The sequence below is a fragment of the Ruegeria sp. TM1040 genome, assembly GCF_000014065.1.
GTDB lineage: Bacteria > Pseudomonadota > Alphaproteobacteria > Rhodobacterales > Rhodobacteraceae > Epibacterium.
Map to the genome: position 1 here is coordinate 609,521 of NC_008044.1, position 22,779 is coordinate 632,299.

Below are 22,779 nucleotides of genomic sequence, written 5' to 3' on the forward strand. Positions count from 1 at the left end.
GATCAATGCGCGTGGAGACTGATGCAATGACGACTGCATCCCGGGTTGTGGCCGTCCTCGGCCCAACCAACACAGGCAAGACCCACTACGCGATTGATCGTATGCTCGGCTATCGAACCGGGGTCATGGGGTTTCCGCTGCGTCTGCTTGCGCGTGAGGTCTATGACAAGATCGTCAAGCTGCGCGGCCCGTCGGTGGTTGCGCTGGTCACCGGCGAAGAGCGTATTGTCCCGCCCCGGGCGCAGTATTGGATCTGCACCGTTGAAGCCATGCCAGAAGGTATGGGCTGCGATTTCCTTGCGATCGACGAAATCCAGCTCTGTGCCGACCCGGAACGCGGTCATGTGTTTACGGACCGCCTGTTGCGGTCGCGTGGGATGAAAGAGACGCTGTTTCTGGGGGCTGATACCATGCGCGGGCCAATCGCCGCGCTGGTGCCGGGCGTTGAATTTGTCCGTCGCGAGCGAATGTCAGAACTGGTCTATGCCGGTTCCAAGAAGATCTCCCGCATGCCGCCACGCACCGCCATCGTGGGCTTCAGCGTCGACAGCGTCTATGCCATTGCAGAGCTGATCCGCCGTCAAAAAGGCGGTGCTGCGGTGGTAATGGGAGCCCTGTCGCCAAGAACTCGCAACGCGCAGGTCGCGCTCTACCAAAATGGCGAGGTGGATTATCTCGTGGCCACGGACGCGATTGGCATGGGGCTCAATCTCGACGTCGATCACGTCGCCTTCTCGGCGACCTCCAAATTCGACGGCCGCCGGATGCGCCCGCTAGCCCCCAATGAGCTGGCACAGATCGCCGGACGCGCGGGGCGCGGGATGAGCCATGGCAGCTTTGGTGTCACTGGCGATGCACGCCCGCTCGAGGAGGGCGTGGCGCAGGCGATCATGGACCACCGCTTTACGCCGCTGCAAAAGCTGAACTGGCGCTCTGCCGATCTACGTTTTGGCTCGATCGACGCCCTGATCCATTCGCTTGAGGCCAGCCCGAACCATGAGGTTCTGCTGAAGGCGCGCGAGGCCGATGATCTGATGGTGCTGAAATCGCTGGCCCAGGACGGCGCCATTCGGGATCGCGCCACGGATGCGGCGTCTGTGCGCCTGTTGTGGGATGTCTGCCGAATTCCGGACTTTCGGGGCATCAGCCATGCCGAGCACGCTTCGCTCCTGAGTGGCATATACGGCTACCTGCACCAAGGTGGTGTGGTCCCGGATGATTGGTTTGCGCGGCAAATTCGTCGTATTGATCGAACCGAAGGCGATATTGACACATTGTCGAAACGCTTGGCGTTTATTCGCACATGGACCTATGTTGCGCAGCGAAACGGCTGGTTGCGTGACGAAAGTCATTGGCGGGAAGAGACCCGCACTGTAGAAGACAGGTTGTCCGACGCTTTGCACGCGCGTCTGACGCAACGATTTGTGGACCGGCGCACATCCGTTTTGTTGCGGCGGCTCAAACAGAAGGAGGCCCTTTTGGCCGAAGTAAATGACAAGGGTGAAGTGACCGTCGAAGGCGAATTCGTCGGTAAGCTTGAAGGCTTCCGGTTCTCACCGGACAAAACCGCGCAAGGCGCTGAAGCAAAGGCACTGAAGTCTGCGTCCTTGCAAGCGCTGGCGCCGCAGTACCACCTGCGCGCGGACCGGTTCTACAACGCCCCCGATACTGAAATTGATTTCACCGATCAGGGTGGCCTGATGTGGGGTGAGCATGCGGTTGGCAAACTGGTTGCCGGTGCCGATGCGCTGTCCCCGCAGATCGAGGTTTTTGTCGATGAGACCGCAGGCCCGGATGTGGCCCAGAAGGTCGAGCGCCGCCTGCAGCATTTCATCTCGCGCAAGGTTCAGGCCCTTTTTGAGCCCCTTATCGCCCTGCAAAAGGACGAAGCCCTCACCGGGCTTGCCCGTGGGTTTGCGTTCCGCATGGTCGAAGCGCTGGGCATTCTTCCGCGCGCGGGCGTGGCGCAGGAAGTCAAGGACCTGGATCAGGATGCGCGTGGCGCGCTGCGCAAACATGGCATCCGCTTTGGCCAGTTCACGATCTTTATGCCCGCCCTGCTGAAGCCCGCTCCGACGCGTCTGCGTCTGTTGTTGTGGTCGCTGGCGAACGGCCTGCAGGAATTCCCCGAGGCACCGCCTCCGGGACTGGTGACTGTGCCGTCCATGCCCGAAGCGCCTGAGGGCTATGACACGATGGCCGGCTATCGTGCGGCGGGTCAACGGATGATTCGCATCGATATGCTGGAACGCCTGGCCGATCTGCTGCGAAATGAGGACAGCCGCGGAGGCTTTGAAGCCAAACCCGACATGCTGTCGATCACCGGCATGACGCTTGAGCAGTTCGCCGACCTGATGCAGGGCCTCGGCTATCGTGCAGAGAAAGGCGAACGCGCCAAGGTCAAGGCGGTCGACGCAGTTGTGACCGAAGGCGGAACGCCTGCAGCGGATCAGCCTGTGATGGATGCAGCTGCCGACGCTGAGAACACCCCGGCCGCAGCACCTGCTGAGACCACGCCCGATGAGGCAGCCGCGGATGTGCTCGCAGGCACCTCGGAGATCGTGGACGAGGGTGTCGCGCCAGTGGCAGCCGGGCCCGCCGAGAGCTCTGCGGACGAGCCGATTGCAGAGACTGCTGAGGCGGAGACCGCTGTCGGTGCTGCAGCGGACGCAACCGTTGAAGAGCCCGAGATCGAGGTGTTCTACACCTTCACATGGGGCCGCAACACGCGTCAGGGCAACGCAGGCCGTGGCCAGCGTCGCGGCGAAGGCCGGGGGCCCAAGGCCGATGGTGCCGGACGTGGCAAGCCGCGCGGTGGCAAGCCTCAGGGCAAGCCCGGTGGTAAAAAGGGCGGCCGCCCGGATCGCGGCGGCGACAAGGGGAGCAAGACCTACTCTGCGCGTCCTCCGAAGAAAGAAAAGCAGATCGACCCCGACAATCCCTTTGCCGCAGCTCTCATGGGGCTGAAGCAGGGCGATTGAACCTGACATGAGCGATCACGCGGACAAGATGCGGGTCGACAAATGGCTGTGGCACGCGCGGTTTTTCAAAACCCGCTCTCTCGCGGCCAAGCAAGTCGGCGCAGGTCATGTCCGCGTGAATGGCTCCAAGGCTGCAAAGCCCTCTCAGAACGTCTCCATTGGGGACGTTTTGACCTTTCCGCAGGGGCATCAGGTGCGCGTTGTGCGCATCACCTCCCTTTCGGAGCGGCGTGGACCAGCAACCGAGGCTCAAACGCTGTACTTTGATATGACGGAGAAGCAGGACAAACCGCCTGCCAATCCCAAATACGAAGGAAAAGGTCGCCCGGATAAGAAAGAGCGCAGGGCGCTTGGTCTTACTCGCGTCTGGGACGGGCATTGACGGCTTGAAGCCGCTGCCCATGTAGATTAGCTACTCCCCAGACACTTGAAACGGGATCCAAGCCAAGATGACCTACGTCGTTACGGACAATTGTATTGCCTGCAAGTACACCGATTGCGTCGAGGTGTGCCCGGTTGACTGTTTCTACGAGGGTGAGAACACCTTGGTGATCCATCCCGATGAATGCATCGATTGCGGCGTATGTGAGCCGGAATGCCCTGCCGACGCGATTCGTCCGGACACAGAGCCGGATATGGACCAGTGGGTGGAATTCAACCGTAAGTACGCCGAGCTGTGGCCGGTTATCGTCTCCAAGAAAGACCCGATGCCGGGTCATGAGGAGCGCGATGGCGAAGAGGGCAAGCTCGAGAAATACTTCTCCGAAGCACCCGGAGAAGGTGGTTAAGACGCCGCTGTGAGCGCGAAATTCGCGTGAAACGCGGCCTGTGACGTCAGATTGACGTGCGCTCCGTCTTTCGGAGGGCACGTTTTTGTGCTATATTCTTAGGATGTAATGCAACACGTAGAATACCGCCTGCCGTGATGATCCTGAAAAAACGGGTCTCTTGGTGGGTTTTCTGCGCCAAACCGACAGCCGGCGCGCATACTCCGTATGCCGCATGGGCCCTCTTTGGCGTGGCCTAAACGGCATGATTGCCGTGTCATCGCGAGGAAAGACCTGTATGACCAAATCGAAGAAGCTCGAATTCCGCCCCAATGATTTCATTGTATACCCAGCCCATGGCGTTGGGCAGATCATTTCGATCGAGGAGCAGGAAGTGGCCGGCTACAAGCTGGAGCTTTTCGTAATCACCTTTGAAAAAGACAAGATGACCCTGCGCGTGCCGACGCATAAGGCCATCGACATCGGCATGCGTTCGCTGTCTTCCCCTGATGTGATCAATCAGGCGATGAAGACGCTGAAAGGCAAGGCCAAGGTCAAGCGCGCCATGTGGTCGCGTCGGGCACAGGAATACGAACAGAAGATCAATTCCGGCGATCTGATCTCCATTGCCGAAGTGGTGCGCGACCTGCACCGTACCGATGATCAGCGCGAGCAGAGCTATTCCGAGCGTCAGTTGTATGAAGCCGCGCTCGAGCGTCTGACCCGCGAAGTTGCGGCCGTGTCCGGTGGCGACGAAATCGCGGCGGCCAAGCAGGTTGATGAGGTCCTGACCTCCCGCGCTGCCTGATCTTTCCGGATCCCAATATCAAAGGCCGCCCGATTGGGCGGCCTTTTTTGATGCGAGAGGGGCCTTTCAGAGAAGCGCGAGCAATGTGAGACCAAGTGCGATTTCGCTGAGTTGCTGCGTGGCGCCCAGAACGTCTCCGGTCTGCCCGCCGATTTTTGTCATTGCAAGCTGACGCAAGCCGAGCAGCAAGGGCCCCAGAACCAGTGCCGCCCAGATCACGCTGCCGCCGGTACTGAGGAACCCCACAACCAGCGCGATCAGGAGCCCCACAAGGGTCGCTGGCCAGGCTGGACGGCCAACTGACTGCGACAGGCCTCGCCCGCGCGCGTTGGGCATGCTGGCCATCATCACGGGCATCGCTGCGCGGCTCAGTGATGCAAGCGCCATCAGGCACCAGATGTCCCCCGCCTCAAAGAGTGCGGCCAGAATGCTCCAGCGCAGTCCCAATCCAAAGAGCAGTGCCAACACACCATAGGTGCCAATATGGCTGTCCTTCATGATCTCCAGACGCCGCTTGGGGTCAAAGCCGCCCCAGAACCCATCCGCCATATCTGCGAGACCGTCTTCATGCATGGCGCCGCTCACAAGAACCTGTGTCGCAAGCGCAATTCCGGCGGCCACGAAGGGCGGACACCAGATCAACGCCACGGCGCCTGCAAAAATTGACACCACCCCCACGACGGCCCCAACCAGGGGGAAGGCCCAGACTGCAGCCGCTTGGCGTGCAAAAACCTCTTTGGAGAGATGCGGCAGCGGCAGGCGGGTCAGCAAGACCAGCGCGAGCAGCAAATCAATGGGCTTGAAGTCGTTTTTTCGCATGTCGATGCCTCTGGTGGGGCTTCTCGGCAGGGGGCGAGAGCGGTAAACAGTCCTGACATCGCTTTACCTTTGCGGTGCAGTAGGACGCAACGAGGCTTTTTATGCTGCCAGACCTGACGACGCTTTCTGATTTCCGTAATGCTCTGGCGCAAGCGCCCGGCGCCGATGCTGACGCGCGCGCGGCCTGCGAGGACCGGAACGGGCAATTGACCAAACCGCCTGGGGCGCTGGGGCAGCTTGAAGAGATCGCGATCTGGTACGGCAGTTGGCGTGGAACGGCGCGTCCCGAAGTGCGCGCGCCGCAAGTCATTGTCTTTGCCGGAAACCATGGCGTCACCGCGCGTGGGGTCTCGGCCTTTCCGGCCGAGGTCACGGTGCAGATGGTTGCCAATTTCAAGGCAGGCGGCGCGGCGATCAACCAGTTGGCCCAGCTCGCTGATGCGCGCATGGATGTCCATGCGCTGGAGCTGGATCGCCCGACGGCTGATTTCACGCAGGGCCCCGCGATGAGCGAGGAAGACCTGCTGGCCGCGCTGCGCACTGGCTGGAATGCGGTCGATCCGGCGAGCGATGTGCTCGTGGTGGGCGAAATGGGGATCGGGAACACGACCTCTGCGGCTGCGATCTGCCATGCGCTTTATGGCGGTGAGCCGGGTGATTGGACGGGCAGGGGCACCGGCGTTGACGACGAGGGCCTTGCCCTGAAGACGGCTGTTATCGCCGAGGCGGTCGCGCTGCACGGCAGCCGCGACGGGTTGGAGGTTCTGCGTTGCCTTGGCGGGCGTGAGATCGCAGCAATGGCCGGGGCGATCGCTGCGGCGCGAGTGCTGCGCATTCCGGTTATTCTGGATGGGTTCATCTGCTGTGCCGCTGCGGCCTCTCTGGCGCGCCTGCACGATCAGGCGTTGGATCACGCTGTCGCAGGCCATCAAAGCGCCGAGGGCGGTCATCAGGCATTGCTGGCGAGACTGGGCAAGGCACCGCTGCTGTCGCTGGGGCTGCGCCTTGGAGAGGGCTCTGGGGCGGCACTTGCAATCCAAGTGCTCAAAGGTGCGCTGGCCTGTCATAGTGGCATGGCCACCTTTGCCGAAGCCGGAGTATCGGACGGCTGACCCCGCACAGGGGATCAGCCTCGCGCTCAGGCGCGGTGTTTGATGTGGTCTTCAGCTAGCGACAGCAGCGCCGTTTCCAGGTCTTTTTCCAGCTCTCTCGCGCGTTTGATATAGGCCGGGTTCTCGCTTGCGGGAGTGCCCGGAATCCAATGCCCTGCGAGCTCTCGGATGGTGTGGCGATCATGCGCGTAAAAGGTCTGTTCGGCCTGTGCCGCCTCATACTCGCTTAGTCCGATATTCTCGAGCACATAGCGACCGGCCCGCAGCGAGCTGTCGAACATTTCGCGCACGATATCATTGGCCCCCGCTTTATAAAGCTCAAACACATGGTTGCGATCATAGGCGCGGGCGACAATATGGATGTCTGGATAGTTCCGCCGGGCGTAAGTCACGAGTTTTGTGGCGCTTTCCTGATCGTCGAGCGCGACAACCAGCACTTTTGCCTTGCTGATGCCAGCCGCTTTCAGCAGCTCTGGACGGGTTGGATCCCCGAGGAAACTCTTGACCCCAAAGCGGCGCATCAGCTGTACCGCCTTCATGTCGCTGTCCAAAAGAACGGTCTTGAAGCCACTCGCATTCACAAGGCGATGCACGATCTGACCAAAACGCCCGATCCCGGCGATGATCACTGTGCCTTCTTCGTCAATCTCGTCGGGCGTATGTTCGACTTGGGCGTCCTTCATCCGCTTGGATAGGATTTCGTAGAGGATGAACAAAAGCGGCGTGATCAACATCGTCAGCGCGATGACCAGCAGCAGTTTCTCCGACAGATCGGCCGTAACCACATTCAGCTGAAGCGAGAACGCCAGCAGCACAAAGCCAAATTCACCGGCCTGCGCCAGCCCGAGGGTGAAGAGCCAATGATTGCGCCCTCTCAGTCCGAAGGCCCTGCCGACGAAATACAAAACCGCGCCCTTTGCGAAAATCACGAGCAAGGCGAGACCGATCACATCCCCGGGCTCGGCTAGGAACAAGCGATAGTTGATACCTGCTCCGACGGTGATGAAGAATAGCCCCAACAGGAGCCCTTTGAAGGGTTCGAGGTCGCTCTCCAGCTCGTGGCGGAACTCGCTGTTCGCGAGCACAACACCGGCGAGAAAGGCGCCCAACGCCGGGGACAACCCGACCAAGGTCATCAGGAAGGAAATTCCAACAACGATCAGAAGGGCCAGTGCCGTATACATCTCGCGCAGGTTGGAGGCGTGAATGAAGCGAAACACCGGACGGGTCAGATAGACGCCCGCCAGAATCACGAAGGCGATGGCGCCGATTGTCGTCAGGGTGACGGCCCAGCCAGGCAGCCCTTCTACGAGCGAGAGCGAGTGGTGTCCCGCGCCATGCGCTTCTTCTGCGCGCACGATGGAGCCATCCTCGGACAGGGATAGTGCATGTTGTGTCGCCAACAGCGGCAGCAGAGCCAGGATCGGAATGACTGCAATGTCCTGGGTGAGCAAGACAGAGAAGGTCGCTCTGCCCCCTCCAGTGCGCGTCAGCCCTTTTTCCGAAAGCGTTTGCAGCACGATGGCTGTTGATGACAGCGAGAGCGCCAGCCCGACGGCAAGGCCCACTTGCCAGCTGTGGCCAAAAAAGATCGCAGCCCCCGCAAGGAGTGCGGTTGAAGCGGTGATTTGTAACCCACCGAGTCCGATCAAGTGGTGTCGCATCGCCCAGAGCGCGCGCGGGTCGAGCTCGAGGCCGATCAGAAACAGCATCATCACGACGCCAAACTCGGCAAAATGCTGGAGTTCCTCGGCTTCCGCCCCGACAAGACCCAAGATCGGACCGATGATGATGCCCGCGGCGAGGTATCCGAGCACCGACCCCAAACCCAACCGGGCGGCGATGGGTACGGCGATCACGGCGGCGGCGAGGTAGATTGAGGCCTGAGAGAGAAAACTATCCATAAGAGAATATTGCCAACTTTTTACGAGATGGCAAAGAGATAGGCTGACTCGGGCCCCTCTGTCACGATCAGGTTAAAAAAAGCGGCAGCTCGAGAGAGCCGCCGCATTTGCGGTATCTGTGGGCCTGCGGGGAGCGCTGACCGATTTTGGGCATGAGTTACTCGCCCTCGAGCGAGCGAATTTCCTCTCCGAGTTTTGCGATATGTTCCAACCGTTCCGAAATGCGTTCCTGAAAGGCACCAAGCTGATCGATAATGTCAGAAAGGGTTTCGCCAGAGGAGGGCAGGCGCGCACTCTCGATTTTACAGAGGACGCGTGTGGAGCTCAGGCCCAGAAAGTGACGATGCATGACCTGGCACGCATTGATGATCCGCACGGCTTCGATGTCTACCTCCGCCATGCCTTTCTGGGCGTGTCCGGCCTGTTGTTTGACCAGATCCGCAAGGCGGCGGCGCTCTTCTTCCATGTCGACATCGCCCAGATCACGCCGTTCCTTTTGCAGCTGGGTGTCGCATTCCATCAGGATTCGGGTCATGCCCGCAATAAAGAGGCTGGAGTTCACGGAGTGCTTTACGGTGGCAAAGTTGGTGTTTTCGCCCATCACGTTGCGCTCAAACCAATCCGACATTTCGCGCGACATAGCGCCATAGTTCTGGGACAGCACCGTCACCGGACCGCCCGAAGGCTCAATCCGGGAGGCGATGACACGCAGGTTATGCGGAATCGTGTGCATGGCTTCGAAGTCTTTCACAAGACCATGGGTTTCATCGAGAAGCTTTTCCGCATTGCGCAGCATTTCACGCAGTTCCGAAATCTGCGGATCCACCTTGCGACCCAGGCCCAAATCGCGCGAAATGAGTTCCTCGGCGAGGGCATGCGATGCAAAATGCTGATAGTCGTCAAAGCCCTTTTCGTGAACCCAGTCGAGCATGATCTGAGCGCTTTCCTCGGCGGATAGATCACCCTCTTGTTCGGCTTTGACAATCTTGGCGTAGAGCGTCTGGATCTCGGCAAAAAGCTTGCTGCTTGGCTTTATACGTGCGGACAGATAGCCGTCGCCACAGGGAACAACAGTTGCAAAAACCCAGTAGTGCAGCCCATCCTTGGACTTGTTCTTTACATATGCACCAACGGTTTTTCCGGATTTCAGCATTTCCCAGAAGAGGTAGAATAACCCTTTGGGCGTGTCGGCATGGCGCACCAGTTTGTGGGGCGCTCCGATAATCTCTTCCCATTCGTAATGTGCAACCCGTTGGAAGACGTAGTTGCAGGACAGAATGACTCCACGCTCATCGGTACGCGAGAAAAAGACCTCGTTTAGTTCGAAAGGGGCTGCGCCGCTGCTCGGGCGGGTTTCAATGCGGCGATCGACAAAGGACACGAAAGCGATTCCATCTGATGATTTGTTTCAAGCCAACCTACCTGTCCAGTGGTTCACACATCCTTAAACGGGTAGGGGACTATCACCTTTTAACTGTGCCATTACGATCTGACTGTGGACCCGTCCAACTGCCGGATGCGGAAGAATAATCTCGTGAAGCAGCGTATTTAATTCTTGTAGATCATGACAGTAAACGCGCAGCAGGTAGTCGGCCTCTCCGGTCATCGTCCAGGCGGAAGTGATTTCCGGACGATTTGAAACCAATCGCGCAAAGCTTGCAGCATTATCGGGGCCGTGACTGTGCAGATGCACCTGAACAAAACACTGCACAGCAAGCCCGAGCTTTGAAGGATCAAGGCGCGCGACGTAGTTTTGGATGAAGCCATCTTCTTCCAGGCGTTGGCGCCTGCGTCCGGCCTGGCTGGCAGAGAGATTGAGCACATCTCCGAGCTCCTGTGCGGTGGCCTGAGCGTTCTTCTGAAGTTGTGCGAGCAGTTTGATGTCTGTTGCGTCAAGCATGCGTGAATCCCCCGTCATTTGGGGAAACTATGCGTCAAATATGTATGATTGGAAAGAATGGACGGTGATGTTGCGCAGAATAAGCACATTATGTGCGGTACACTCGGTCAAACGCAGCAAGCAACGCAGGAGATACGCATGGGACCTTTCCCTCATGATGCCCCCAAATCGGTGATCAGCGCTGAGAACCCGGCCGGAACCGATGGATTTGAATTTGTAGAGTTTGCCAGCCCGAACCCCGAAGAACTGCGCGAGCTCTTTGCCAAGATGGGGTACGAGTTGGTCGGACGTCACAAGACCAAGCCGGGTATCGAGCTTTGGCAGCAGGGGGACATCACCTACATCCTCAATGCCGAGAAAGGCTCTTTTGCGGAAAAGTTCGTTGAACTTCACGGCCCCTGTGCCCCCTCGATGGGCTGGCGTGTGGTCGATGCGCAAAAGGCGTTTGAGCACGCGGTGGCCAAGGGGGCGGAGCCCTATGAAGGCGATGACAAAACAATGGATGTGCCTGCAATCAAAGGGATTGGCGGCTCGCTCATCTACTTCATCGACCAGTATTACGACACCTCGCCCTATAACGAGGAATTCGAGTGGCTGAAGCAGTCCAAACCGCGCGGCGTCGGTTTTTATTACCTCGATCACCTCACGCACAATGTCTTCAAAGGCAACATGGACAAGTGGTTCCACTTTTATGGCGACCTGTTCAACTTCAAGGAAATCCGGTTCTTTGACATTCAGGGCAAGTATACCGGCCTCTTCAGCCGTGCCTTGACCTCGCCTTGCGGCCGCATTCGCATTCCGATCAACGAGGACCGTGGCGAGACCGGGCAGATCGTTGCCTATCTCAAGAAGTACAATGGCGAAGGCATCCAGCACATCGCTGTGGGCGCGCGTGACATCTATGATGCCACTGACGAGATCTCCGAACGTGGCATCCAGTTCATGCCGGCCCCGCCTGCAACCTATTACGACATGAGCCACGACCGTGTCCAAGGCCACGAAGAGCCGCTGGATCGTATGAAAAAGCACGGCATCCTCATCGACGGCGAAGGCGTGGTGGACGGGGGCGAGACACGCATCCTGCTGCAGATCTTCTCAAAAACGGTGATCGGGCCGATCTTCTTTGAGTTCATCCAGCGCAAAGGCGATGACGGCTTTGGCGAGGGCAACTTCAAGGCGCTCTTTGAATCGATCGAACAGGAGCAAATCAACAACGGTGAAATCTCCGCTGCCGAGTGATGAGATCTGAGGCGGTGTCGCATGGCGGCGCCGCCCCTTGAATACAAAAGAGAAAGCCGGGCAATTTGCCCGGCTTTTGCGTTCACTTCAGGAACGTTGCGCCCTCAAGTGGTGCGCCGGAATATCAGCCGTTTGGCAGGTTGAGTACCGTGTTCCGACTGCCTTTTTGATACTGCAACTGGCTGTCACCGATCGCGACGATTCGACCGCCGTCGATGCGGTCGCCCACTTTGACTTTCACATAGCGGCCAGACGGCAGGCGCACCAAGGCGCGCCGGTCGGAAGGCTTGCCATAGACGCCAATGAGATTGAGACGCCGCAGGTTGAGCGCCCGCTGGGTGGTCGCCTGGCGGGCAACCGACGCCGAAGACGGGATGGCCGGTGTCACCGCTGCAGACGCAACGGTTGCGCTGGAGCTTTGATCGGGCGCCTGTTGCTGGCGACGCTGGGCGCGGTCCACGATATTTGCAAAATTGGTCGGGCGTGCCCGTGGCTGCGGGGCGCTCGCCACGGCCAAAGCCGTAGCAGGCTGGCTTTCCTGTGCTTCTGTCTTGAGGCTGTCAGGCCGCAGCTTTGGGCGCTTTGACAGAAGTTCAGAGCGCACCACGCCACCCAATTGCGCGCGCTCAGCCTGTTCTACCAGGTCGTTGGGGCGCGTACGGGGGCGGACTTGTTGCAACAACGCGAGGCGCTCTGCTTCTTCTGCAGCGGCCAACACGCGTTCCGTGGGCCTATCTGGCGTGGGTGGCGGCACTTTGACCGGGCGACCGGCATAGATCATGATCCCGTCGGGATTGAGGGTGCCATCCGGGCTCGCCACGACCAATCCCCGGTCATCAAAGTCGAACTGGCGTCCGGCTTCTGTGGGGCTTGAGACCGCACCAAAGGGCGTGTCTGTCTCGAATGCGTCGGGCGCAGGCAGGGCAATTGCATCCTGGGACAATTCGGTATTATCGATGGAGGCCACATAGACGTTGTCGAGGCTGATCAGCGCGGGCACGTCTGCAATGTCGGGAACCTGTTGCCAGATCCCGGTGGCGGCATACTGTGCAGCCTGTTCAAGCTCCGACGGGGCCTCCTGGAGCAAATCTGTTGGTTGATCCTCTGGCACGACCCCATCCGCGAGCGCCTCCGGGTCGATCTCGGCGCTGTCGTCAAAGACCGCTGCCTCATCGTCGATGGGGGCGAGGGCCGTTTCAGAAGTCCCAGACGTGATGTCTTGCGGCGCGGGCAGGGAGGCAATGATCAGATCCTGCCCGTCCAACGGGGCGGCTTCATCGACCACGGGGGCGCCGAGCGCTTCGAGGACAGCAGCGTCGGTCTCGGTCAGCGTGTCAGCAGCCAGCTCGCCGGGCGCTGGACCCGTCTCTGCCCCTGTCGCGACTGTGCGCGCTGGCGCGGAGGGCAGGTTGAGACCCAGACCGCCTTGTGCGGTTGTGGTCAGCTCCTTGTTGGCATCCAGAGCCGCATCAGGGGCGGCCAGAACCGGTGTGGCGACCGGGTCCTCGGTCTCAATCAGGTCGGCGCGCTTGAGGTCTGACCAGAGATTTGGCAACTCCTGAACGACGGCCCAGGCCCCAATGGCCGAAACCGCAGCAAGACCTGCGGCCAAAAGGCCGATCCGACCAGAGCGCGCCCGCATGGGCCGCGCTTGCGGTGTTTGCAGCTGCTCCGGCGCAGGCCCCGAGACCGGTTGCGCGATTGCGCTCGGGCTCGGCTTTGGCGGCGCCGAGGTCGTGTGGGCCAGAACAGGCGTCGGCAAGGCGAGGCTCGGGGCGGCAGGTACCGACGAGGTCGCAAGGGCCACGCCGGTTTTTGCGGTCGTGGCACTTGGCGCTTTGGGTGCAGCGGGTTCTGAAGTGCCTGCTGACTTGGGAGTCACAGAAGGCGCTTTGGGCGCAGTGGTCTTTGTGCTGGTTACTTCAAGCTTCGCACGGCTGCGGCGGGAACTGAAACCAACCGCCGGACCGATGTCCTCGGGCTCTTCCGCGGAAGTGCTCTCGGCGCTCTGCGCAGCGGTCTCGTCCTCGGTGTCAGCGAGTTTGGTGTCGGTGCTATCGTCGGTAGACGGCGCAGCCTCTTCTGGTGAAGCATCAAGGACTGGTGGCGCAGCGGGCAAGATGATCGGGGCATCGCTGCGCGGTGCGAGATCATCATCTGCCGCACTCTCGGGATAGAGATCGGGCTCCTCTGCGGTATCGCCCTTCGCAACTGCGGGATCAGCCGGCGGCGGCACTTCGACGACGGCAATGCCGTCGGGCTCGACCGTGAGATGACGCGCAGAGCGTGCAGTGCCAAAGAAAGGCTCGCCGAGATAGGCGGCATCTTCGGGTGCGGCCACGAAGCTCACCGGCGCAAATCCATGCTCGGTTGCAAAACTCTCGGCCTCGTCCAGAGTGACAAGCGCAACTGCCGCCACATGGGTGATTGCACCATCAACGCTGATGTCAAAGGCGAGTTCATCCACCTTGTAGGGGGTGGCGCCCTCAAGTGCGGCGCGTGCCGCACTGATGCGCGCATCATGGGACAACTCGCCCGTCTCAAGGCTCAGGTAGCGGATTTGGCTGTCCGGCAATACCAGCTTTGCATGGAGCGGCGCTTCGGAGAGGGCCAGCGCCTCTGCGCGCAGCTTTGCAAGCTGCTCTGGCAGATCTTTGGCGTCAGGCGAGACCGACCCCAAACGATACCATCCTCCCGCGCCACGGGTCAGCACGGTTATGCCATCAAACGAAAGAGAGAGCGCGAACTCTGGTTTCATCAGGTCATCAGGGTCTTTTGTCTGCGCGCCTCATCCTGTGGCGCCAAGATCCCTCGGTGAGGGGACATTCGCGAAAACCATTCACGACCTACCCTAAAGCACCGAGGCCTCCCGCGCCGGGACGCCGTTATCACTGTGTAAAGCATAGAGCAGGAACCCGCCGAGTGGAAGCAAAAGCGCAACATCACCCCTTGCGCGCGAGGATTTGCCGCTCCCATCTAGGCGTATAGTCAGACATAGATTGAGGACTTCTGATGTTGAAATCAAAAACCGCTGCATTGATGCTGGCAAGCGCCGTTGCCTTGACCCCTCTGTCCCTTGGCGCAGAAGAATTGCGCCAGATCCATGTCACAGGGGAAGCCACATCGGAGGTCACGCCTGATCGGGCCCATATCACCCTTGGCGTACGCGTCGAGGCCAAGGACGCCGGTGCCGCCATGGAACAGGTCTCCCAGCGTATGCAGGAGGTGACGGCGCGCCTCGGCGACAGTGGCATCGCAGCGCAGGATATGCAGACAGAGCAGGTGTCCTTGCATCCGGTTTGGAACCAGGTGACGCGAGATGGCGATCAGATGCGTGAGGTCACCGGTTTTGAGGCGTCAAACCTTTTGCGTGTTACCTTGCAGGATCTCGACGCGATGGGTGGGGTTCTTGATGATGTGCTCGCGGCGGGGGCCAATGAGTTTCGCGGTTTGACCTTCACCTACAGTGAGCGGGAAGCGGCTGAAAACCTTTTGCGCACAATGGCCTATGAGAACGCCTACCGGAAGGCGCAACAGCTTGCCGAAGCCTCCGGGATGGCCTTGGGGCCGGTGCGGGACATTCGAGATGGGGGCGCCTCGGGGGGGGCGCCTATGATGGCGATGGAGATGGCACGGTCGTCAGATATGCCGATTTCTCCGGGCGCGTTGAGCCTGCGTCACAGCGTGACCGTGACCTTTGATATCTCCGTGCCCGATGGCCCGAACTGATCCGAATTGAAGGGCTGTTGATTTATGGAAAAAGGCCGGGGAATGCCCCGGCCTTTTGCAGTTTTCTAAGTCGTGTTTGACCGCGGTGACGGCTCAGCCGCAGGCCTTGGCCAGAGCTTGATCGAGATCGCGGATCAAATCGTCTGCGTCCTCGATGCCGATGGACACACGCACCACATTGGGGCCAGCGCCCGCTGCTTCTTGCTGTTCGGGCGTAAGCTGGCGGTGAGTCGTGGACGCGGAATGGATGATGAGTGACCGGGTGTCGCCAAGATTGGCCACATGCGAGAAGATCTCGAGGCTGTCGACCAGTTTGACACAAGCGTCATAGCCGCCTTTGATGGCGACTGTGAACAGCCCGCCGGTGCCCTTGGGATAGCAACGCTGGGCGCGCTCGGCATATGGCGAGGAGGGGAGACCCGCATAGGTCACGTAATCCACGCGCGGGTCGTTTTCGAGCCAAGTCGCGACTTTCACAGCATTTTCCACATGGCGCTGCATCCGAAGCGACAGGGTCTCAATGCCCATCAGGGTGTAATGTGCGGCTTGCGGGTTCATGGTCATGCCCAGATCACGCAGCCCGATGGCAATGCCGTGGAAGGTGAAGGCAAGATTGCCGAAGGTCTCGTGGAACTTGAGCCCGTGATAGGCGGGTTCCGGAGCTGAGAGCGAGGGGAACTTGTCGGAGGCGGACCAGTCGAACTTGCCCGAATCCACGATGCAGCCGCCGGTTACGGTACCATTGCCGGTGAGGTATTTGGTTGTGGAATGCACTACCAAGGTCGCGCCCTGGGAAATCGGCTGGCACAGGTAGGGCGTTGCAGAGGTGTTGTCGACGATCAGGGGCAGGCCTGCGGCATCTGCCACATCGGCGACCGCGCGGATGTCGGTGACATAGCCACCGGGGTTGGCAACGGACTCGCAGAAGACGGCCCGCGTGTCATCGTCGATCGCCTCGCGCAGCGCATCGAGATCGTCAAAATCAACAAATTTTGCGGACCAGCCGAAGCGTTTGATGGTCTGGCTGAACTGCGTCACCGTGCCCCCGTAAAGGCGGGTGGAGGCAACCACGTTCTTGCCGGGTCCCATCAGGGGGAACAGGGCCATGATCTGTGCGGCGTGCCCCGACGAGCAGCAGACCGCGCCGACACCACCCTCGAGCGTGGCGAGACGCTCTTGCAGGACCGCAACGGTCGGGTTGGTGAGGCGTGAATAGATGTAGCCTACTTCCTGCAGGTTAAAGAGCGCCGCCGCGTGGTCGGCGTCACGAAACACATAGGCAGTGGATTGATAGATCGGCGTCTGCCGCGCGCCGGTTGCCGGATCAGGGCGGGCGCCAGCGTGAATTTGTAGCGTATCAAAGCCATAGGTCGGGCTGTCGGACATATTGAAACTCTCCCATGTCGCAATCGGTCTGGTTATGGCCACACCACACACCGGGCGCGGCGTCAGTGCAAGCAAAAGCCGGTAGAAGGATTCTCCGAATTTGGCCAGCGACAGAGGACATATGTTCTGACACGGGGTGCAAGTGCGCGTTCAGCGCATCCAGAGACCTGCGGATTTGATCCGGTTGCGGATGGCCTGCTCTTTGCGCGGGAGGTTGTGCTGGTCAAAGAGGGCGCGGACACGCTGACCTCTGCCCTGATAGACCATCCGTTTGATCGGCTCATAACCTTTAAGGACTTTCTTGAGCCAGTTTGGAGCGCAGACCTCCTCAAGCGTGGCGATCACCTTATCACGTTCGCGGGCATAAAGGAGCGGGAAGCTGCGATAGTGGCAGCTTTTGCTGCCATCCAGATGGCCTTGTGGCAGGCTGTCGCGCGCGCCACCAAAGGAGTGGATCACCAGCGGCAGGGCTATCTGATCGAGCCAGGGGTCGAGCGACTGGCCGATGAGGGCCGGCGGGAGATCATCGCGGATCGATAACGCGTATTCCAGAAACCGCGTCCCAAAGCGGTGCGGACAGGCGCCATAGAAATAGCCCGCATTAAAGTAGAGATAGCGTCTCCAATGTTCATCGGGTTGGGATAGATCGAGGCTGCTTTCGAAGTCCAACCCAAAACGCGCGTAGAGGCTGCGCCAGATTTCGGTATAGCCGGGACCGTAGAGCGTGGGCTTGGGCCAGGTGCCCTCGCGGCGTAGGCTTGCAGAGGGGCGGTCAAAGTCAAACGGGACGGCATCGATCTCGCCTGTGAGCAGCGTGTCCGTGTCAAAAAAGACAAAAGGCTCGCCTTCGGGCAGCACCGAGAGTGCTTCGATTTTGTTGCCATATGGATAAGCCTGACCGAAGTGGCGGCTCTCAAATGGGATTACCTCTGCCTCAAGACGCGCCAGTGCCTCGAGGACGCCACCGTTGCGGATCGTGGGGTTCGAGGTCCAAAGAGAGCCCGGCTCAGGCGTCGCGACGATCAGGCGACCTTCGAAGGCTGGGCTCTTCTGGCGCAGGGATGCCGCAAACAACAGTGCTTCGAACATCAGGCGACCGGACTGGCCGACAATGAGGATGTTAAAGACCTGCCGGGGCATGACGCTCGCTTTGCAACCTAGGGAATTTGCCCGTTCTTCCTATCGCCGCACCTCGCGCGGGTAAACACCTTTGGTCGCTGCAACCGGCAGAGGGTCTATCAGGGGCTGAGCAGGGTCACACCTGGGATCGCCTGCAATTGCGCGACATCAGCATCATAGGCTTGATCGATCCGCTCGATGAACTCCGGCGACCAGTCGGGGATATCCAGCTCTTCCTCGAGCTCTTCATCAAGGGCGAATTTGTCAAGGAAAGCGGCAAAGACCTTTCGCTTGTATACTTCGGTCATTTCAGGCCGATCATGGAGGTACTGACGCAGCAGCCGCATGCCCTCGCGGGTCATGATCGATGCCAGAAGATCCATGCCGCCTTTGACCTTGCTGTCGGGTTTGAGATGTCCCATCTCGCGCATGATTTGGGCCCAGAGGAACGGGGAATCTTCGTAACACCAGAGGGTAATTGGGATGTCGGGGACCGCTGTGCGGATGCGAGCCGCCATTGCAGACCAGCGCAAATCCAGTGGATTCGTCTCGTTGAGGACTGCGTGCCGTCGTCCGGCGCCAGCCTTTTCCAGTAGCTTGGACAGAAAACTCACAGGGCTGCGAATGGCCATGTAGAGATGCAATTCGTCCTCTGGAAAAAGTGCCTGCAACGCCAGCAAGCGCTGCTCGGCCTCGGGGTAGAGGCGCTGGCCTTCCAGAGCGTCGCGCTGTGAGCCAAAGAAATGTGGATTGGACAGGATCACTCGCTCTGCGGTCTCTTCTTCGAGGATGGCATCCCACAGAAAGTCACGCGCGCCGGGGGCTGGGTCACCCTGCTGCGCCGCGGACATGCAGTCTTTGAGCAGGGTGCGGTATTTGGCCGGGCCGGGAACAGCGGTGCCGCGCGCAAGGAGGTCCTCCTTGTTGCGCAAGAGGGTCTTCATCAGCCGATCTTCTTCGGTGCCATGCGCGCCGGCATGTATGATGATCTGCATTTCTCTGACCCGTCCGCTCTTTGCCTCCTGCTATAGGTAAAGTGCGTCAAAGTTGCGGTCAAATCGCAACTTATCGGTGACGAGGTCGCTGATCGTCGCAGCGCAGAAGTTAGTCGAACTTGCGCGAGGGCGCCATCACCATGGCTTCTCCGACGAGCACCTTCTTGCCATCGACGATGCAGCGGCAATCCAGCTTTACCCTGCGCTTGTCGATCTGGATGTCGGTGACCTCGACTTCCGCATGCACCAGATCACCCGGTCGTACCGGGGCGAGAAACTTGAGATTCTGGCTCATGTAGATGGTGCCATGGCCCGGCAGTTGCTCGCCGATCACCGCAGAAATCAGGCCGGCGGTCAGCATGCCATGCGCTATACGCCCGTGAAACATGGTGTCTTGCGCGTAGTCTTCGTCCAGGTGCACGGGATTTCTATCGGTGGAGACCTCAGCAAACATTTCAATGTCACGGTCGGTCACCTGTTTGCGCAGATAGCGCGTCATACCCATCTCGATGTCCTCGATGCAGATGGTACCGCGGGGGAAATTGTCGAGCATCTGAGTCTCCTGCCTGCATTGAGAGAGTAATAATAATCACTATTTGCGATCATATGAGAAATTAAATTACTTCGCAGTTGCAGAAAGTCAAGCCCAAATAAGTTCATATGGAGGGGCCTCAACGGGCGCCTTTTGGGCGACAGCAAAAGACCCGCCTTCACCTTGCGGCAAAGACGGGTCAGATACTCCAAAAGTCGCGATTTTAGCGCAGAAAGCCGATGCTGTAGGTGGGCGCGATCTGTTCCTGCGCGAGATACGCCTCCAGTGCAGCAGGCTCGGGCTGATGAGCCGTTTGGGTGTCTTTTGCGGCCAAGCCGCCGGTGATGAACAGCGTGTCCACCCCTTCACCCATGCCGCCTGAGATGTCGGTGTGCGGCCCGTCGCCAATTGCGAGAATGTCGCGGTCCGAAACATCGTGGCCAATTTCCGTCAGGCGACGACGCGCGAGATCGTAGATCGGCGGATGCGGCTTGCCGAAATAGAGGCTCTCGCCCCCCATTTCGGTGTAAAGTTTGGCCAAGGCCCCAGCGCACCATTCGCGTACCTCGCCACGGTCGACGATAATATCCGGATTCGCGCAAAGAAGCTTCATACCCATCTGTTTGGCATAGAGAAAATCGGCGCGGTTCACCTCCGGGTCGGCCAAGGTGTCGAAGGGACCGCAGCAGACGATCCCTTCGGCTTCCTTAAGCGGGACGCGGGTGATCTCAATGGGCTCGTGGATAACCTTCATTGGCTCAAAAAAGCCGGCATCGCGCTCCCATTCGCCCATGAAGTAGACCTTTTCACCGACAGCACCTGTGAACATCGCCGCGCGCGCGGAATCGCCAGAGGTAGCGATGGTGTCATAGGCGTCATCTGGGACGCCGAACTGGCTCAGTTGCTCTGCCACCCCTGCGCGGGGTTTGGGCGAGTTGGTGACCAGTACCACCACTCCGCCGGATTTGCGGTAGGCCTGAAGGGCCGCGACAGCGTCCGGGTAGGCCGTGATCCCGTTGTGAACGCAGCCCCAGAGATCCACGAACAGAGCCTTGTATCGGTCTGAAACCTCGGAAAGGGCGGAGATGATCTGGCTCATGGGGCCTCCTGCACGGTTGGGATTGCTCTTCCTATGGCAGAGCCGTCGGGCTTTGGCTAGGGGCGCACGGGGTGGAGTAAGCAAGGACCAAGCATGAAAAAAGCCAGCGCCCGGATCACAGGCGCTGGCTTTTTATCTGGAACCTCTGAGGTCAGGCTTTGCGGCCCGGCGGTGTGAAGCGTTTGGATGTGTTGCTGGCGTCAGACCGGCGCGCCTTGTTCTTTTTGCTGTTGGGTTTGCCCTTTGGGGGCGGGGGCCCTTTGGGTTTGGACGCGCGGGGCTTGTCGAATTTGGGCTTATCGCCGCGCGGCTTGTCTCCGTGTGGCTTGTCTCTGTGTGGCTTATCCCCCCGGGGCTTATCCCCCCGGGGCTTGTCGCCCCAGGGTTTGTCCCCTCTCGGCTTGTCTGAGCGGGGTTTATCAAACTTGCCCTTTTCCGAGCGATCACCGCGGGGTTTGTCAAAAGCAGGTTTGTCCCCATGGGGGCGCGGCTTGGCCGCACGTGGTTTGACCGTACGGTCAGCGTCGCCGTCACGATCGCGGTAAGGCTTGCGGTCGCCTTTGAAATCGCCGCCGCCTTTGCGCTCGCCCTTGTAGCCGCCGGGCTTGCCGCCGCCAAAGCCACCGCGTCCACCGCCGCCGCCTTTGCGGAAGGGGGGCTTGCTGCGCTCTGGCAGGTTCGGCGCTTCGCTCAGACGCTCCAATGCAGAACCATCATCCAGCGCCATCTCACCGCCAAGGGTTGCCATGAAGCCTTCGACCTTGTCCTCGGCGATCTCGGCATAGCTCTTGTCGCCCACGATGCGAATGGCGCCGATGGCGGTTTTGTCGATCCCACCGGCCTTGCAGAGCATCGGCAGTAGGCGACGCGGGTCGGCACCGGCATCGCGGCCACCGTCGATGGCAAACCAGACAGACGGTCCGAAGGGCGCGCGGTCTTCTTTTTTCTTCCGCGTGTCCATTGCGGCCACGTCCGTGAGTTCTTCGGGCGCGGAGCGGGCAGCGGACCACAGCCGCAGGTACCCTGCAGCCAGTTGTTCCGGGCTGAAACTCTCGACGAGCTTGGCGAGGGTTTCCTGCTGGCTTTCGGGCGCCTCTTCGGTCCAGACCGTATCAGAGAGCATTCGCTCCAGATCGCGGCCGCGAACCTCATCGGCGGAGGGGGCATCGATCCATTCGGCCGAAAGCTTGGCTTCGCGCAGGAGGCGCTCTGCCTTGCGTACCGAGCGCGGCGTGACCATCAGGGCGCTGGCGCCTTTGCGGCCCGCGCGGCCCGTCCGGCCCGAACGGTGCAGAAGGGTCTCATGGCTCGATGGAAGGTCGGCATGCACCACCAGGTCGAGGTTCGGCAGGTCAATCCCGCGCGCGGCCACATCGGTGGCGACGCAGATCCGGGCGCGGCCATCGCGCATGGCCTGCAGGGCACCGGCGCGCTCGGATTGCGACAGCTCGCCCGAGAGTGCGACGACCTGAAAACCACGGTTCGACAAACGGGTCAGCAACCGGTTCACCGCTGCGCGGGTATTGGCAAAGACAATGGCGTTGGGCGCTTCGTGAAAGCGCAGCACGTTGATGATCGCGTTCTCGATGTCATGGGGTGCAACCACATGTGCGAGATAAGAGATGTCGCTGTGCTGTTCGGATTTGTTGATCGTGGAGATCCGCTGCGCATCGTTTTGATAGGTCTGCGCCAACGCGGCGATGGGTTTGGACACCGTCGCCGAGAACAACAGCGTCTGGCGGTCTTCGGGGGTCTCTTCGAGGATGAACTCGAGATCCTCGCGGAAGCCGAGATCCAGCATCTCGTCCGCTTCGTCCAGCACAACAGCGGCCACGCCGCTCAGGTCGATGGAGCCACGGGTAATGTGGTCGCGCAGACGGCCCGGAGTGGCGACAACGATATGCGCCCCCCGCTCCAATGCGCGGCGTTCGTCGCGCATGTCCATGCCGCCAACACAAGAGGCCAGGACAGCCCCCGCGTCACCATAGAGCCAGCTCAACTCGCGTTTCACCTGCAGCGCGAGCTCGCGGGTCGGTGCGATCACCAGAGCCAACGGGCTGGCGGCGCGTTCAAATGTGCCGTCCTCGCCCAGAATGGTGGGCGCAATCGCAAGCCCGAAACCTACGGTTTTGCCAGAGCCGGTCTGAGCAGATACCAAGAGGTCCGCGCCCGCCAATTCGGGGTTCGAGACCGCCTCCTGAACAGGGGTGAGAGACGTGTATCCACGGCGCTCCAGCGCCTGCTGCAAGGTGGGTATCAAGTGGGGGGTCCGTTCGTATCGCAAAGAGGGCACTGTCCTGCGCCCGTTGGGTCAAGCTCGGGCGTATAACCTAAGGCTAGGGCTTTGTATAGCACATCTCACCTGTTGTCGCTGCATGGCTGTGTTGCA

At 60.2% G+C, this 22,779-nt stretch carries 18 protein-coding genes; 7 read left to right on the top strand and 11 right to left on the bottom strand.

The genetic code is table 11. The features are described 5' to 3' along the window. Positions 1-26: 26 nt before the first annotated feature. The 4 genes from TM1040_RS07175 to TM1040_RS07190 all read left to right on the top strand — a co-directional run bounded on the left by TM1040_RS07175 (position 27) and on the right by TM1040_RS07190 (position 4,556). Positions 27-2,981, top strand: coding sequence for a helicase-related protein (locus TM1040_RS07175; RefSeq protein WP_011537920.1), 2,955 nt, complete (start codon positions 27-29; stop codon positions 2,979-2,981). Positions 2,982-2,988: 7 nt separating this feature from the next. Beyond that, positions 2,989-3,363, top strand: a complete 375-nt coding sequence (locus TM1040_RS07180; RefSeq protein ID WP_011537921.1) for an RNA-binding S4 domain-containing protein — start codon at positions 2,989-2,991, stop codon at positions 3,361-3,363. A gap of 67 nt (positions 3,364-3,430) precedes the next feature. Continuing rightward, a complete protein-coding gene (gene fdxA / locus TM1040_RS07185; protein ID WP_011537922.1) occupies positions 3,431-3,769 on the top strand; it encodes a ferredoxin FdxA in 339 nt (112 codons plus the stop codon). Positions 3,770-4,046: 277 nt separating this feature from the next. Next, complete coding sequence (locus TM1040_RS07190) at positions 4,047-4,556, top strand: CarD family transcriptional regulator (RefSeq protein WP_011537923.1); 510 nt, start codon at positions 4,047-4,049, stop codon at positions 4,554-4,556. 66 nt (positions 4,557-4,622) lie between these two features. Here the strand turns inward: TM1040_RS07190 and cobS are convergent, their stop codons facing one another. Beyond that, entirely contained in the window at positions 4,623-5,375 is a 753-nt protein-coding gene (gene cobS / locus TM1040_RS07195) for an adenosylcobinamide-GDP ribazoletransferase (protein ID WP_011537924.1), read from the bottom strand. Between the two features lie 101 nt (positions 5,376-5,476). Between cobS and cobT the strand changes: the two genes are divergently transcribed. Beyond that, a complete protein-coding gene (cobT, locus tag TM1040_RS07200) occupies positions 5,477-6,487 on the top strand; it encodes a nicotinate-nucleotide--dimethylbenzimidazole phosphoribosyltransferase (protein ID WP_011537925.1) in 1,011 nt (336 codons plus the stop codon). Positions 6,488-6,513: 26 nt separating this feature from the next. On the opposite strand, the gene TM1040_RS07205 is transcribed toward cobT, so the two are convergent. The 3 genes from TM1040_RS07205 to TM1040_RS07215 form a co-directional block, all read right to left on the bottom strand. Beyond that, positions 6,514-8,391 (bottom strand): monovalent cation:proton antiporter-2 (CPA2) family protein, encoded by a 1,878-nt coding sequence (locus tag TM1040_RS07205; protein ID WP_011537926.1) that lies wholly within the window; start codon positions 8,389-8,391, stop codon positions 6,514-6,516. A 157-nt stretch (positions 8,392-8,548) separates the two neighbouring features. Then, on the bottom strand, positions 8,549-9,772 hold the full coding sequence (locus TM1040_RS07210; RefSeq protein WP_011537927.1) for a PAS domain-containing protein: 1,224 nt from the start codon (positions 9,770-9,772) through the stop codon (positions 8,549-8,551). A 63-nt stretch (positions 9,773-9,835) separates the two neighbouring features. Further along, complete coding sequence (locus TM1040_RS07215) at positions 9,836-10,291, bottom strand: Lrp/AsnC family transcriptional regulator (protein ID WP_011537928.1); 456 nt, start codon at positions 10,289-10,291, stop codon at positions 9,836-9,838. 138 nt (positions 10,292-10,429) lie between these two features. Here TM1040_RS07215 and hppD point away from each other — a divergent pair, with 138 nt between their 5' ends. Next, positions 10,430-11,530: a 4-hydroxyphenylpyruvate dioxygenase gene (gene hppD, locus TM1040_RS07220; protein ID WP_011537929.1), complete on the top strand. Its 1,101-nt coding sequence runs from the start codon at positions 10,430-10,432 to the stop codon at positions 11,528-11,530. 124 nt (positions 11,531-11,654) lie between these two features. Here hppD and TM1040_RS07225 read toward each other — a convergent pair whose 3' ends face one another. Continuing rightward, a complete protein-coding gene (locus TM1040_RS07225; protein ID WP_011537930.1) occupies positions 11,655-14,288 on the bottom strand; it encodes a hypothetical protein in 2,634 nt (877 codons plus the stop codon). Positions 14,289-14,542: 254 nt separating this feature from the next. Between TM1040_RS07225 and TM1040_RS07230 the strand changes: the two genes are divergently transcribed. Next, the gene (locus TM1040_RS07230) at positions 14,543-15,259 is read left to right on the top strand and encodes an SIMPL domain-containing protein (protein WP_011537931.1); all 717 of its coding nucleotides are present in this window, start codon (positions 14,543-14,545) and stop codon (positions 15,257-15,259) included. Between the two features lie 93 nt (positions 15,260-15,352). Here TM1040_RS07230 and TM1040_RS07235 read toward each other — a convergent pair whose 3' ends face one another. The 6 genes from TM1040_RS07235 to TM1040_RS07260 all read right to left on the bottom strand — a co-directional run bounded on the left by TM1040_RS07235 (position 15,353) and on the right by TM1040_RS07260 (position 22,650). Beyond that, entirely contained in the window at positions 15,353-16,645 is a 1,293-nt protein-coding gene (locus TM1040_RS07235; protein ID WP_011537932.1) for an O-acetylhomoserine aminocarboxypropyltransferase/cysteine synthase family protein, read from the bottom strand. A gap of 150 nt (positions 16,646-16,795) precedes the next feature. Next, positions 16,796-17,785 carry a hypothetical protein gene (locus TM1040_RS07240; RefSeq protein WP_011537933.1) on the bottom strand — a complete coding sequence of 330 codons (990 nt, stop codon included), beginning with the start codon at positions 17,783-17,785 and terminating at the stop codon, positions 16,796-16,798. Positions 17,786-17,883: 98 nt separating this feature from the next. Then, positions 17,884-18,759 carry a hypothetical protein gene (locus TM1040_RS07245; RefSeq protein ID WP_011537934.1) on the bottom strand — a complete coding sequence of 292 codons (876 nt, stop codon included), beginning with the start codon at positions 18,757-18,759 and terminating at the stop codon, positions 17,884-17,886. A gap of 109 nt (positions 18,760-18,868) precedes the next feature. Next, positions 18,869-19,312 (bottom strand): MaoC family dehydratase, encoded by a 444-nt coding sequence (locus TM1040_RS07250; protein ID WP_011537935.1) that lies wholly within the window; start codon positions 19,310-19,312, stop codon positions 18,869-18,871. Positions 19,313-19,514: 202 nt separating this feature from the next. Further along, entirely contained in the window at positions 19,515-20,390 is an 876-nt protein-coding gene (locus TM1040_RS07255) for a TIGR01459 family HAD-type hydrolase (protein WP_011537936.1), read from the bottom strand. 151 nt (positions 20,391-20,541) lie between these two features. Further along, complete coding sequence (locus TM1040_RS07260) at positions 20,542-22,650, bottom strand: DEAD/DEAH box helicase (RefSeq protein ID WP_044026673.1); 2,109 nt, start codon at positions 22,648-22,650, stop codon at positions 20,542-20,544. Positions 22,651-22,779 lie beyond the last annotated feature (129 nt).

Bases quoted from the DNA above. Each gene is read 5' to 3' on its own strand.
- hppD (WP_011537929.1), top strand. From the start codon at position 10,430: ATGGGACCTTTCCCTCATGATGCCCCCAAATCGGTGATCAGCGCTGAG.
- TM1040_RS07250 (WP_011537935.1), bottom strand. From the start codon at position 19,312: ATGCTCGACAATTTCCCCCGCGGTACCATCTGCATCGAGGACATCGAG.
- TM1040_RS07230 (WP_011537931.1), top strand. From the start codon at position 14,543: ATGTTGAAATCAAAAACCGCTGCATTGATGCTGGCAAGCGCCGTTGCC.
- cobS (WP_011537924.1), bottom strand. From the start codon at position 5,375: ATGCGAAAAAACGACTTCAAGCCCATTGATTTGCTGCTCGCGCTGGTC.
- TM1040_RS07180 (WP_011537921.1), top strand. From the start codon at position 2,989: ATGAGCGATCACGCGGACAAGATGCGGGTCGACAAATGGCTGTGGCAC.
- TM1040_RS07215 (WP_011537928.1), bottom strand. From the start codon at position 10,291: ATGCTTGACGCAACAGACATCAAACTGCTCGCACAACTTCAGAAGAAC.
- TM1040_RS07235 (WP_011537932.1), bottom strand. From the start codon at position 16,645: ATGTCCGACAGCCCGACCTATGGCTTTGATACGCTACAAATTCACGCT.
- TM1040_RS07240 (WP_011537933.1), bottom strand. From the start codon at position 17,785: ATGCCCCGGCAGGTCTTTAACATCCTCATTGTCGGCCAGTCCGGTCGC.
- fdxA (WP_011537922.1), top strand. From the start codon at position 3,431: ATGACCTACGTCGTTACGGACAATTGTATTGCCTGCAAGTACACCGAT.
- TM1040_RS07255 (WP_011537936.1), bottom strand. From the start codon at position 20,390: ATGAGCCAGATCATCTCCGCCCTTTCCGAGGTTTCAGACCGATACAAG.
- TM1040_RS07175 (WP_011537920.1), top strand. From the start codon at position 27: ATGACGACTGCATCCCGGGTTGTGGCCGTCCTCGGCCCAACCAACACA.
- TM1040_RS07225 (WP_011537930.1), bottom strand. From the start codon at position 14,288: ATGAAACCAGAGTTCGCGCTCTCTCTTTCGTTTGATGGCATAACCGTG.
- cobT (WP_011537925.1), top strand. From the start codon at position 5,477: ATGCTGCCAGACCTGACGACGCTTTCTGATTTCCGTAATGCTCTGGCG.
- TM1040_RS07245 (WP_011537934.1), bottom strand. From the start codon at position 18,759: ATGCAGATCATCATACATGCCGGCGCGCATGGCACCGAAGAAGATCGG.
- TM1040_RS07190 (WP_011537923.1), top strand. From the start codon at position 4,047: ATGACCAAATCGAAGAAGCTCGAATTCCGCCCCAATGATTTCATTGTA.
- TM1040_RS07205 (WP_011537926.1), bottom strand. From the start codon at position 8,391: ATGGATAGTTTTCTCTCTCAGGCCTCAATCTACCTCGCCGCCGCCGTG.